Origin of the sequence: Thermoflexus hugenholtzii, assembly GCF_018771565.1 — a bacterium.
Taxonomy (GTDB): Bacteria; Chloroflexota; Anaerolineae; order Thermoflexales; family Thermoflexaceae; genus Thermoflexus; species Thermoflexus hugenholtzii_A.
This window is the reverse complement of the sequence record NZ_CP076326.1, coordinates 2,774,136-2,786,228: the sequence shown is the minus strand read 5'-3', so window position 1 is coordinate 2,786,228 and position 12,093 is coordinate 2,774,136. Positions and strand designations below refer to the sequence as shown.

9 protein-coding genes are annotated in these 12,093 nt (G+C 69.0%); 5 read left to right on the top strand and 4 right to left on the bottom strand.

Annotation, left to right across the window (positions count from 1 at the left end):
• Positions 1–5: 5 nt before the first annotated feature.
• Entirely contained in the window at positions 6–275 is a 270-nt protein-coding gene (locus tag KNN16_RS12630; RefSeq protein WP_299284834.1) for an anti-sigma factor, read from the top strand.
• 547 nt (positions 276–822) lie between these two features.
• On the opposite strand, the gene hemW is transcribed toward KNN16_RS12630, so the two are convergent.
• Together hemW and uvrC are read right to left on the bottom strand one after the other, a co-directional pair.
• Positions 823–2,007 carry a radical SAM family heme chaperone HemW gene (hemW, locus tag KNN16_RS12625; RefSeq protein ID WP_303897319.1) on the bottom strand — a complete coding sequence of 395 codons (1,185 nt, stop codon included), beginning with the start codon at positions 2,005–2,007 and terminating at the stop codon, positions 823–825.
• On the bottom strand, positions 2,004–3,890 hold the full coding sequence (gene uvrC, locus KNN16_RS12620; protein ID WP_303897316.1) for an excinuclease ABC subunit UvrC: 1,887 nt from the start codon (positions 3,888–3,890) through the stop codon (positions 2,004–2,006). Before uvrC ends, hemW begins: the two co-directional genes overlap by 4 nt.
• Positions 3,891–4,073: 183 nt before the next feature.
• Here uvrC and KNN16_RS12615 point away from each other — a divergent pair, with 183 nt between their 5' ends.
• Genes KNN16_RS12615 through KNN16_RS12600 form a run of 4 tightly spaced genes read left to right on the top strand, consistent with a single transcriptional unit; the run spans position 4,074 to position 9,357 of the window.
• Positions 4,074–5,633 (top strand): acyl-CoA carboxylase subunit beta, encoded by a 1,560-nt coding sequence (locus KNN16_RS12615; RefSeq protein WP_303897313.1) that lies wholly within the window; start codon positions 4,074–4,076, stop codon positions 5,631–5,633.
• 30 nt (positions 5,634–5,663) lie between these two features.
• On the top strand, positions 5,664–7,166 hold the full coding sequence (gene accC / locus KNN16_RS12610; RefSeq protein WP_303897311.1) for an acetyl-CoA carboxylase biotin carboxylase subunit: 1,503 nt from the start codon (positions 5,664–5,666) through the stop codon (positions 7,164–7,166).
• Entirely contained in the window at positions 7,163–7,660 is a 498-nt protein-coding gene (locus KNN16_RS12605; RefSeq protein WP_088570392.1) for an acetyl-CoA carboxylase biotin carboxyl carrier protein subunit, read from the top strand. Before accC ends, KNN16_RS12605 begins: the two co-directional genes overlap by 4 nt.
• Before the next feature lie 23 nt (positions 7,661–7,683).
• On the top strand, positions 7,684–9,357 hold the full coding sequence (locus KNN16_RS12600; RefSeq protein ID WP_303897307.1) for a methylmalonyl-CoA mutase: 1,674 nt from the start codon (positions 7,684–7,686) through the stop codon (positions 9,355–9,357).
• A gap of 7 nt (positions 9,358–9,364) precedes the next feature.
• On the opposite strand, the gene menC is transcribed toward KNN16_RS12600, so the two are convergent.
• On the bottom strand, positions 9,365–10,474 hold the full coding sequence (menC, locus tag KNN16_RS12595; protein ID WP_299286836.1) for an o-succinylbenzoate synthase: 1,110 nt from the start codon (positions 10,472–10,474) through the stop codon (positions 9,365–9,367).
• 23 nt (positions 10,475–10,497) lie between these two features.
• Positions 10,498–12,036: a murein biosynthesis integral membrane protein MurJ gene (murJ, locus tag KNN16_RS12590; protein WP_303897304.1), complete on the bottom strand. Its 1,539-nt coding sequence runs from the start codon at positions 12,034–12,036 to the stop codon at positions 10,498–10,500.
• Between the last annotated feature and the right edge of the window lie 57 nt (positions 12,037–12,093).

Here is a 12,093-nt window from a genome sequence, read left to right as displayed (position 1 = left end):
ACCCGATGCCCGGGCGTTGCGAGGAGTGGCTGAGCCGGATCTCGCTCTATCTGGATGGGGAGCTGGCGGAGCACCTCTGCCGGGAGCTGGAGCGGCATCTCGCGGAGTGCCCCGACTGTCACGTCGTCTTCCACACCACCCGCCGCACCATCGAGCTTTACCGCCGCTACGGGCGGACCCCCATGCCCGCGGAGGCCCGCGAGCGCCTCTTCCGCGTGCTGCGCCTGGAGGATCTTCTCTCCCGGGCCGACCAGGCCCCCGAAGGCCCCCCGTAAACAGGATTCAGCGGTTGAACCCGCGTACCGCTCTCCAACCCAGCGAGATGCGGATGAAACCCCCTGCCACCCTTAGGGTCCCCGGAGCGGTTGACGGCCCCGATGCTCCCAGCCTGTGATCCCGGCATGATCGCTTTCGCCGGACCTCCCACCATTCAGCCGAAGAGAATCCGGTTCGGGAATCCCTCTTCCATATTCTCGATGAAAATCGTGCCAATCATAGGGTTCGAACACCGGCCATATGAGCGGAGCGCGGCAGCCTGAGCCGGAGGTCCTCGCTGCCGGGCCGGGCCTGCCCGAGGGGGATTAACGAAATGTTCACGAAATGCTCACATTTGGCTGATAAATATTTAAAGTGGCTGCGCCCACCACGACACCGGGCCGGCTAAGGAGGTGAGGCCGATGCGGCGGGATCTCTGGCTCACGATGGTCGGGGTGCGGGACCTGCCCCGCTTCGCGGGCCGGGAGACGCTGCCGCGGACCGCGCGCCCCCTCGACCTCCTGGCCCGGTGGGGGGAGGTGATCCGTGCCCCGCCCCTCAACTCGCCTATAAAAAGCGCCAGAACACCTGATTCCCCAGCAACTGCCCCCGGGGGGTCAGGCGCAGGCGGACGCCGTCCCACCGGACCAGCCCCAGATCTTCCAGCTCGGCGATGACCGCCCCGTAGCGCTCCATGAGGCCCTGGCCGAAACGGGCGCGGAAGCACGCCTCCTCGACGCCCTCTTCCACCCGGCGCAGGCCCAGGATGACCATCTCCGCCATCTGCACCGGCAGCGGGAGGATCTCCTCCTCGGCAACCGGGCTCTCCCCCCGCTCGATCCGCCCGATGTAGTCCTTCGGATGTCGCACGTTCATCCAGCGACGATCCCTCAGGAAACTCCAGGCCCCCGCACCGAAACCGACGTAGGGCTCGTAGCGCCAGTAGACGGCGTTATGCTGGCTCTCATAACCCGGCCGCGCCCAGTTGGAGAGCTCGTAGTGCCGATAGCCGGCCCCCGCCAGGCGCTCTCGCGTCCACTCATACATCTCGGCCGCGAGATCCGGGTCCGGCGCCGGGATCCGCCCCTCCCGGATCCAGCGGTGGAGGGCCGTGCGTTCCTCCACGATCAGCGCATAGGCCGAGAGATGTTCCGGGCCCCAGGCCAGGACAGCCTCCAGGGTCTCCTGCCAGCGGCGCAGGGTCTGGCCGGGCAGCCCGTAGATGAGGTCCACGTTCAGGTTGGCGAAGCCGGCGGCGCGGGCCATCGCGAAATGATCATGGGCTTCCTGAAAGGTGTGATCCCGGCGCAGCAGGCGCAGCTCCTCCGGATGGGCGCTTTGCACCCCGAAGCTCAGGCGGTTGACCCCCAGGGCCCGCACGCCCTCGAGATAGGCCACGGAGAGGCCGCTGGGGTTCGCCTCCATGGTGATCTCGATCCCGGGCGGGATCTCGAAGGCCTCCCGGAGCGCCTCGAACAGGCGCTCGAGAAGCGGGAGAGGCAGCAACGAGGGGGTCCCACCGCCGATGTAAATCGTGCGGGCGCGGGGCCGCCCGGCCGCCCGGCCGAACCACTGGATCTCCTGTCCCAGCGCCGCGACGTAAGGGGCGAACCAGCGCGACATCCCTGCGTAGATGTTGAAATCACAGTAGCTGCAACGCCAGCGGCAGAAGGGGATGTGGACATAAACCGCCAGGGCCTCCTCCGGCCCGGCGGGGAGGGCGGGCCAGGGAGGCGGAGGGAACGCTTTCATCCGAGGGCCTCTTTCAACCGTTCGGCCACCGCCCGGGGGAGCCCGGCTTCGATCAGGGCCTCCAGCGGGGCCTGACGGATGGCCTCCAGGGAGCCGAAGCGCTCCAGCAGCGCCCGCCGCCGCTTCGGCCCGATGCCCGGGACCTCCTCCAGAAGCGAGGCCATGGAGCGGCGCTCCCGCCGGGCCCGGTGATGGCTCAAGGCGAAGCGATGGGCCTCATCCCGGATGCGCTGGATCAGGAAGAGGGCCGGCGAGGAGCGCGGCAGCAGCCATCCCTCCGATCGGCCGGGCAGGAAGAGCTCCTCCCGCTCCTTGGCCAGGGCGGCCACCGGGACCCGCTCCCGGAGCCCGAAGGCCTCCAGGACCTCCAGGGCGACCCCCAGCTGGCCTTTCCCCCCGTCCACCAGCAGGAGGTCGGGGAGCATGGCGAAGCTCTCATCCGGCTTCTGGCCCGGGAGCCGCTGGGAGGCGTTCGCCTCCTGCCAGCGGCGGAAACGCCGGGTCAGCACCTCCCGCATGCTGGCGTAATCGTCCGGTCGCCCCTGCACCGTGCGCACCACGAAGCGGCGGTAGTGCGCCTTCAAAGGGACACCGTGGATGAAGACCACCATGCTGCCCACCACGGCGGTCCCCTGGGTGTTGGAGATGTCGAAGCCCTCGATGCGGGCGGGGGGAGCCGGGAGGCCCAGGGCGGTGGCCAGCTCCTGCAGGGCCGCCTCCTGCCGGTGCCGGTCGGCCAGCCAGCGGGCCCGCAGGGCGTTCAGGGTCTCCATGGCGTTCTCCGTCGCCAGACGCACCAGCTCCGCCGCCTCCCCCTCCCGGGGGACGGTGAGAGTCACCGCATCGCCCCGTCGCTGGCGGAGCCATTGCTCGATGATGGCCGCCTCCTCGATGTGCTCCGGCAGCACGATCTCCGGGGGCACCTCGGCGGCGGCCTGATAGAACTGCTTGAGGAAGCCGGCCAGGGCCTCCTGCAGGTCGGCGTCCTCCAGGCCCTCCAGGACGAAATACTCCCGGCCGATCAGGCGGCCCTGGCGGATGAAGAACACCTCCACGCAGGCCTCCCCGTCGGCCCGGGCGATGGCGATCACGTCCCGGTCCGCAGCCACCGTGGAGACCACCTTCTGTCGCTCCATCACCTGGCGGATCGCCCGCAGGCGGTCCCGCAGCTGGGCCGCCCGCTCGAACTGCAGGGCCTCCGCCGCCGCCCACATCCGGGCCTCCAGATCCCGGACCACCTCCTCGGTATGGCCCTCCAGGAAGCGGATCAACCCCTCGATCATCGCCCGGTATTCCGCCTGGCTCACCGCCCCGATGCAGGGCCCCAGGCACCGCCGCAGATCGTAGTAAAGGCACGCCCGGGGATCCCGCCCGGTGATCGTCCGGTCGCAGGTCAGATAGGGGAAGATCCGCCGCAGCTCGTCCAGCATCTGATAGACGGCGCTGGCGGAGGTGTAGGGGCCGAAATAGCGGGCGCCATCGTTCTCGATCCGCCGGGTGATGGTGACTTTGGGGTAGGGATCCTGGACGGAGATCCGGATGTAGGGATAGCGCTTGTCGTCCTTCAGGCGGACGTTGTATTTCGGCCGGTGCTTCTTGATCAGGTTGGCTTCCAGGATGAGGGCTTCGAGCTCCGAATCCGTGACGATGAAGTCCAGATCGGCGATCTCCCTGACCATGCGCCGGACGCGGGGGGAGAGGTCGGCGCCGCTCTGGAAATACGAGCGGACCCGATGGCGGAGCGAGACCGCCTTGCCCACGTAGATCACCTCCCCGTGGGCGTTCCGGAACATGTAGACCCCCGGCCGCGCGGGCAGGGCCCGCAGCTTTTCCTCCAGGGCCGTCCGATCCACCCGCTCCTCCGTCCCCAGCGCCGAACCCATCGTCCGGACCTCCCTCTTGCGCTGAGTTAATTATTACCCTTTCCCTCTCCCCATCGCTACATGCGGCGGACCCATCCCCGGTCCGGCCGCCGGGGTCCCGCCCGTGGTCTGAGTTATAATGAAGGCGTGCTGTCCTCATTGGTCGGGCCTTATCCTTCATTATTTATCATCCGGAGCGGACTTATGCAGATCGAGATCCTGGAGGATCGGCTGGAGCAGTTGCGGCGGTTGCGGGCGGAGGCTCAGGCCGGCGGGGGGCCGGAGCGGATCGCCCAGCAACACGCCAAGGGGAAGCTCACGGCCCGCGAACGGCTGGAGCTCCTGCTGGACAAAGGCTCCTTCCGGGAGCTGGACCCCTTCGTCACCACCCGGGTGACCGATTTCGGGCTGGCCGAGCGCCGCTACCTGGGGGACGGCGTGGTGACGGGGTGGGGGACCATCGACGGCCGCCTGGTCTACGTCTACGCCCAGGATTTCACCGTCCTGGGGGGGAGCCTGGGGGAGGGCCATGCCCGCAAGATCGTGAAGATCATGGACATGGCCATGAAGAACGGGGCTCCCCTCATCGGCCTCAACGACTCGGGTGGTGCCCGGATCCAGGAGGGGGTCCTCTCCCTCGGCGGCTACGCGGACATCTTCCTGCGCAACGTCATGCTCTCCGGCGTGGTGCCGCAGATCAGCGCCATCCTGGGGCCGTGCGCCGGGGGGGCGGTTTACTCCCCCGCCCTCACCGATTTCATCTTCATGGTCCGCCGGACCAGCTACATGTATATCACCGGCCCCGATGTGGTGCGGGCGGTCATGCACGAGGAGGTCACCCACGAACAGCTGGGCGGCGCTGACGTCCACACGACCATCAGCGGCGTGGCCCACTTCGCCGCGGACACCGAGGCCGATCTCTTCTACATGATCCGCAAGCTCCTCTCGTATCTGCCCTCCAACAACATGGAGGATCCCCCTTACGTTCCCAACGGCGATGATCCCCTGCGCATGGAGGAGCGCCTGAACACCATCGTCCCCGAAGACCCCGCCCGCCCCTACGACATCAAAGAGGTCATCCGCCTCATCGTAGACAACGGCGACTTCTTCGAGGTCCAGCCGGATTACGCCCCCAACATCGTCATCGGCTTCGCCCGGCTGGGGGGCCACAGCGTGGGAATCGTCGCCAACCAGCCGGCGGTGCTGGCAGGGGCTCTGGACATCAAGGCCAGCGAGAAGGCGGCCCGGTTCGTGCGCTTCTGCGACGCCTTCAACATCCCCATCATCACCTTCGAGGACGTGCCGGGCTTCCTGCCGGGGGTGGCCCAGGAGCACGGGGGCATCATCAAGGCGGGGGCCAAGCTCCTCTACGCCTACGCCGAGGCTACCGTCCCCAAGATCACGGTGATCACCCGCAAGGCCTACGGCGGCGCCTACTGCGTGATGAACTCCCGGCACCTGCGGGCCGATCTGGTGCTGGCCTGGCCTACGGCGGAGCTGGCGGTGATGGGGCCCGAGGGGGCGGTTAACATCATCTTCCGGCGGGAGATCGCCGAGGCGCCGGACCCGGAGGCCCGGCGGGCGGAGCGGGTGGCGGAGTATCGGGCCCGCTTCGCCAACCCCTACGTGGCCGCCTCCTACGGCTTCGTGGACGACGTCATCGAGCCGAAGGAGACCCGCCCCCGCCTGATCAACGCCCTGGAGATGCTCCAGAACAAGCGGGATCAGAACCCGCCGAAGAAGCACGGAAACATCCCGCTCTGATCTTCCCCCCTCCCGGAAAGGAACCGCGCCATGTTCCGCAAGGTTCTGGTCGCCAACCGGGGCGAGATCGCCGTGCGGATCATCCGGGCCTGTCGCGAGCTGGGGATCCGCACGGTGGCGGTGTTCTCGGAGGTCGATCGCAACGCCCTGCACGTGCGCTACGCCGACGAGGCTTACTGCATCGGGCCGGCCCCCGCCCGCGAAAGCTACCTGCGCATCGATCGCATCATCGATGTGGCCCGCCGGACGGGCGCCGACGCCATCCACCCGGGCTACGGGTTCCTGGCCGAGCGGCCGGATTTCGCCGAGGCCTGCGAGGAGGCCGGCATCGTCTTCATCGGCCCCCCTCCCCGGGCCATCGGAGCCATGGGCGATAAGGCCACCGCCCGCAAGATGGCCAAAGCCCTGGGCGTCCCTATCATCCCCGGCACGGACGGCGGGCTCTCCGATGAGGACCTCATCCGGGCCGCTGAGATCATCGGCTTCCCTATCCTGATCAAAGCCTCCGCCGGCGGCGGCGGCAAGGGCATGCGCATCGTCCGCTCCCCGGAGGAGATGCCCGACGCCCTGGCGGCGGCCCGCCGCGAGGCCATGGCCGCCTTCGGGGACGACGACGTCTACCTGGAGAAGCTGGTCGAGGGCGCCCGCCACGTGGAGGTCCAGATCCTGGCGGATCAGCACGGCAACGTCATCCACCTGGGCGAGCGGGAGTGCTCCATCCAGCGCCGCCATCAGAAGCTGATCGAGGAATCGCCCTCCCCCATCGTCGACGAGGAGATGCGCCAGCGCATGGGGGAGGTGGCCGTGCGCATCGCCCAGGCCATCGGCTACGTCAACGCCGGCACCGTGGAGTTCCTGGTGGATAAAGAGCGCAACTTCTACTTCATCGAGATGAACACCCGCCTGCAGGTGGAACACCCGGTGACCGAGATGGTGACCGGCGTGGACATCGTCAAGGAGCAGATCCGCATCGCCCGCGGACGGAAGCTGCGCTACCGCCAGGAGGACATCCGCCAGACCGGATGGGCCATCGAGTGCCGTATCACCGCCGAGGACCCCTTCAACGGCTTCATGCCCTCCACCGGCCGCATCGTCACCCTGGCCGAGCCCACCGGCCCCGGGATCCGGGTGGACAGCGGGGTCTATGAGGGCTGCGAGATCACCCCCTACTACGACTCCCTCATCGCCAAGGTGATCGCCTGGGGCGAGACCCGGGGCGAGGCCATCCTGCGCATGCGGCGGGCCCTGGAGGAGTTCCGCATCATCGGCATCCAGACCACCATCCCCTTTCATCAAGCCATCCTGAACAGCACCCGCTTCCTGGCCGGGCACTTCGACACCAAGTTCGTGGAGGAGCGGTTCTCCATGGACGACGAGACGCCGCCGGAGCTGGAGGAGGTGGCGGCCATCATCGCCACCCTGGTGGCCCACCGGCGGGGCCAGGCCGCCACCCACGTGGCCCGGCGGGCCGCGCGGGAGATCCCCGGCTGGAAGTGGGCCGGACGCTGGGAGCAGCTGCGGAGGGGCGGATGAAATACATCGCCACGGTGAACGGGAAAACCTACACCATCGAGATCAACCGGGAGGATCGCATCCTGTGCGAGGGCGTCGAGCGGGCGGTGGACTTCCGCCTGATCGACCAGCAGCACGTCTACTCCCTGCTCCTCGACAACGCCTCCTACGAGGCCCTGATCCAGGAGCGGGAAGGGGAATACTGGGTCTTCCTGCGGGGCTACCTCTTCACCGTGCAGGTGGAGGATGAGCGGGAGCGCCGCCTGCGGGAAGCCTCGGGCGGGCGCCCCGGCCCCGCCGGAGAGGTAACGGTGAAAGCCCCCATGCCCGGCCTCATCGTCGCCGTGCCGGTCCAGGAAGGACAGCCCGTCCGCAAAGGGGAGAAACTGGTCCTCCTGGAGTCTATGAAGATGCAAAACGAGATCCGGGCCCCCCGCGACGGGGTCGTGAAAGCGGTCCGGGTGAGGCCCGGCCAGAGCGTGGAGCAGAACCAGATCCTGGTGGTGCTGGGATAGCGGGAAGATCCCCGGAGGCACATATGGCGGCCGAGGCGCGTATCCAGGAGGCGGAGATCCGGCAAGTCCAGCGGCGATGGCAGGAGGCCATCCGGGATGCCCCCCAGCGCCGCCCCCGCTTCGAGACCCCCTCGGGCATCCCCCTGGAGCCCCTCTACACCCCCGCGGACGTCGAGATCGACTACCTGCGGGATTTGGGATTCCCGGGGGAGTTCCCCTTCACCCGAGGGATCTACCGGACGATGTATCGGGGGCGGCTGTGGACCATGCGCCAATACGCCGGCTACGCCACCGCCGAGGAGTCCAACCGGCGCTACCGTTACCTGCTGGCTCAGGGCCAGACCGGCCTCTCGGTGGCCTTCGACCTCCCCACCCAGCTGGGCTACGACGCCGACCACCCCACGGCCCACGGGGAGGTCGGCCGGGTGGGGGTCAGCATCTGCTCCCTGGAGGACATGCGGCGCCTGCTGGACGGCATCCCCCTGGACCGGGTCAGCCTCTCCATGACCATCAACGCCCCGGCGGCGATCCTGCTGGCCATGGTCCTCGCCCTGGCCCGGGAGCAGGGCGTGGACTGGAAGCAGCTGCGGGGCACGGTCCAGAACGACATCCTCAAAGAATATGTGGCCCGTGGCCTTTACATCTTCCCGCCCGAGCCCTCCATGCGGCTGGCCGTGGACGTGATGGCTTTCTGCCACCGACACGTGCCGAACTGGAACCCCATCAGCATCAGCGGCTACCACATCCGGGAGGCCGGCGCCACCGCGGTCCAGGAGGTGGCCTTCACCTTCGCCCATGCCCTGGAGTATGTGCGGGCCGCCGCTCGTGCCGGCCTCTCCATCGACGACATCGGCCCCCAGCTCTCGTTCTTCTTCAACGCCCACAACCATTTCCTGGAGGAAGTGGCCAAGTTCCGCGCCGCCCGCCGGCTGTGGGCCCGCCTGGCCCGGGATCGCCTAAGGGCCACCCGCCCCGAGGCGATGATGCTCCGCTTCCATGTGCAAACGGGCGGCAGCACCCTCACCGCCCAGCAGCCCGAGAACAACATCATCCGGGTGACGATCCAGGCTCTGGCCGCCATCCTGGGCGGCTGCCAGTCCCTCCACACCAACGCCATGGACGAAGCCCTCTGGCTGCCCACTGAGAAATCCGCCCGGGTGGCCCTGCGCACCCAGCAGATCCTGGCCTACGAATCGGGCGTGGCCGACACCATCGACCCCCTGGCGGGCAGCTACGTCATCGAATACCTGACGGCGGAGATCGAGCGCCGCGCCCGGGAGGAGATCGATCGCATCGAGGCCATGGGCGGGGCCCTGCGGGCCATCGAGACCGGCTACATCCAGCGGGCCATCGCCGAATCAGCCTACCGGACCCAGAAGGCCGTCGAGTCCGGAGAGCAGATCGTCGTGGGCGTGAACGCCTTCCAGGTCGAGGAGGAGCGCCCGGAGCTGGAGCGGCTGAAAGTGGACCCGGCCATCGAGGAGGCGCAGCGGGCCCGCCTGCAGGCGCTGCGGGCCCGCCGGGATGGGGAGCGGGTCTCCGCCCTCCTGAGCCGCATCGAGGAGGCCGCCCGCCGGCCCGAGGAGCCCCTCATGCCGCTGTTCGTGGAGGCCGTGGCCGCCGACGCCACCCTCGGGGAGATCTGCGAGGTGCTGCGCCGGGTCTGGGGAGAATACCAGCCCCCCGAGGTCCTTTAAAAGGGCCTCAAGGGCGGAAGGCCTCCATCCGCACGGTTACCCGATCGACCCGCCGGCGGTCGACGGCCACCCCCAGGCCGGGCCCAGTAGGCACCGCCAGCGTCCCATCGGGCTGAAGGACGAAAGGCGGGTCGATCAGATCCTCGTGGTAATACCGGTCGCTGGCCGAGAGATCTCCCGGGAGGGTGAAACCGGGGAGGGAGGCCAGGGCGACGTTGGCCGCCCGCCCGATGCCGGTCTCCAGCATCCCCCCGCACCACACCGGGACGCCCCGGGCATGGCAGAGATCGTGGATCCGCCGCGCCTCCAGCAGGCCGCCCACCCGCCCGGGCTTGATGTTGATGATCCGGCAGGACCCCAGCTCCAGAGCCGCGCGGGCGTGGCGGACGCTGTGGATGCTTTCGTCCAGACAGAGGGGCGTGCGCAGGCGAGCCTGCAGGAGCGCGTGCTCATACAGGTCATCCCAGTGAAGGGGCTGCTCGATCATCATCAGCCCGAATTCGTCCAGCGCGGCCAGGCGATCGGCGTCCTCCAGGGTGTAGGCGGAGTTGGCGTCAGCCATGAGGGGGATCTCCGGGAAGGCCCGGCGGATGGCGGCGATCATCTCCACATCGCGGCCCGGCTTGATCTTCACCTTGATCCGGCGGTATCCCTCTTCCAAATAGCCCCGGATCTTCTCCAGCAGCTCGGCGTCGCTGGGCTGGAGCCCGATGCTCACCCCCACCGGGATCCGATCGCGAACGCCGCCGAGGTAACGGGCGAGGGGCAGGCCCGCCTGGCGGGCGAAGAGATCCCAGAAGGCGGCCTCCAACCCGGCCCGGGCCATGGGATGTCCCCGGAGCCGCTCCCCGATGCGGGCCACGGTCTCCACATCCGGGATCTCCCGCCCCAGCACCGCCGGGATCAGGAAGGTCCGCAGCACATACCAGGCGGTCTCCGTGGTCTCATAGGAATACCCGAAATCCCGGGAAGCCACCACCTCGCCCCATCCCTCCAGGCCATCGGCATACACGGTGACCAGGATGGCCTCCCGCAGATACTCCCGCCCGAAGGAGGTCTCGAAAGGCTCCTTCAGGGGCATCTGGATCACCCGGAGCTCCACACGCTCGACGATCATGTTCCCTCCCTCCGCGTCGTATTTCATGCCTTGTGGGCAGACCGGGCGCGCCAGTGGCGCAGCCAGCGCACCCAGGGGACGCCCAGGCCATGGAGGGTCAGGCCGTAGGCCCCCGCGCCGGCGAGCCCGGCCAGCGCCAGCCCGAGCCATCCATGGTGGGCTGCCCACGGCGCCATCGGCCACAGCACCAGGCCCATCGCCAGCGTCGCGATGGCCACCGGCCCCACCGAACGCCCCCATCGGTGGACTTCCATTCCCTCCAGCCGCCGGGCCAGGAGCCCCAGCAGCAGCGCGCCCTCCAGGGTGGTGGCCACCGTGTTGGCCAGGGCCACCCCCCCATGCCGGAGGGGGCCGATCCAGGCCAGGCTGAGCAGGACGTTGAGGGTCATCGCGGCCACCCCGATCCCCACCGGCGTGCGGGTGTCGTGAAGGGCGTAGAAGGCCCGCGCCAGGACCTCCACGGCCGCGTGGGCCGGAAGGCCCAGGGCGTAAAACTGCAGCGCCTGGGCGGTGAGCTCCGTCGAGGCCTCCCCGAAAGCCCCTCGCTGGAAGAGGACGGCGATCAGCGGCCGCCGCAGAAGGATCATCCCTGCCGCGATGGGGAGCGTCGCCCCCAGCAGGAGCCCGAGGGTCTCCGCCAGGGTCCGGCGCAGGGCCTCCCGCTCGCCCCGGGCGGCCAGAGTCGAGAAGGTGGGGAAAGCCGCCGTGGCCACCGCCTGGGCCAGCACGATCTGCGGCTGCAACATCAGCTGCCAGGCCAGGTTCAGCGCCGCCAGATACCCGGCCCCCAGACCGGAGACCAGGCGGGTGTTGACCAGGAAGTTGACCTGCACCGCGGCCAGGCCCAGCATCCGGGGAGCCATCAGGACCATGACCTCACGGACGTCCGGGTCGCGCCAGCCCAGCCGGGGCCGATATCGCCCGCGCACCCTCCGCCATCCCGGCGCCTGGACCAGGAGATGGAGCGCCGAGCCCAGCACCACCCCTCCGGCCAGCCCGTGCACCCCCCAGATGGGCGTCAGGAACAGCACCCCGAAGATGATGCCCAGGTTATACATCAGGGGGGCCAGGGCGATCCAGAGGAACTGCTGATGGGCCTGCAGGATGCCCATCACCACCCCGCTCACCCCGAACACCGTCGGCGTGATCAGCATCACGCGCATCAGGGAGGCGGTGAGCTGTTGCTGCGCGGGCGGGACCCCCGGGGCCAGCAGGAGACGGACCAGGGTGGGGGCGAGCAGGCCGGCCAGCACGGAGAGGCCGCTGACCACCAGGGCCACGCTGGTGAGCACCGCGCCGGCCAGCTGCCAGGCCGCCTCCTCCTGCCCCCGGGCGAGGTGGGTGGTGAAGACGGGCAGGAAGGCGGAGATCAACGCGCCCCCCGCCAGCAGCGTGAACAGGAGATCCGGGATCCGGAAGGCCGCCCAGTAAGCATCCAGCTCCCGGGAGGTGCCGAACGTTGCGTAGATCAGGATCTGGCGGAGGAGGGCCAGCAGGCCGTTCGCCAGATAGGCGACGGTCAGCAGGCCCGCCGCGCGGACGATGCGAGACAGGGCGCTCATCCAGATATCTCCCCCCGGGGGATGGGGATGCGGAGGCGCCCGGCGACCCGGGTCCGT

Coding starts and splice junctions, on each gene's coding strand:
- menC (WP_299286836.1), bottom strand. CDS start 10,474: ATGATCGTCGAGCGTGTGGAGCTCCGGGTGATCCAGATGCCCCTGAAG.
- KNN16_RS12615 (WP_303897313.1), top strand. CDS start 4,074: ATGCAGATCGAGATCCTGGAGGATCGGCTGGAGCAGTTGCGGCGGTTG.
- uvrC (WP_303897316.1), bottom strand. CDS start 3,890: ATGGGTTCGGCGCTGGGGACGGAGGAGCGGGTGGATCGGACGGCCCTG.
- accC (WP_303897311.1), top strand. CDS start 5,664: ATGTTCCGCAAGGTTCTGGTCGCCAACCGGGGCGAGATCGCCGTGCGG.
- KNN16_RS12600 (WP_303897307.1), top strand. CDS start 7,684: ATGGCGGCCGAGGCGCGTATCCAGGAGGCGGAGATCCGGCAAGTCCAG.
- murJ (WP_303897304.1), bottom strand. CDS start 12,036: ATGAGCGCCCTGTCTCGCATCGTCCGCGCGGCGGGCCTGCTGACCGTC.
- hemW (WP_303897319.1), bottom strand. CDS start 2,007: ATGAAAGCGTTCCCTCCGCCTCCCTGGCCCGCCCTCCCCGCCGGGCCG.
- KNN16_RS12630 (WP_299284834.1), top strand. CDS start 6: ATGCCCGGGCGTTGCGAGGAGTGGCTGAGCCGGATCTCGCTCTATCTG.
- KNN16_RS12605 (WP_088570392.1), top strand. CDS start 7,163: ATGAAATACATCGCCACGGTGAACGGGAAAACCTACACCATCGAGATC.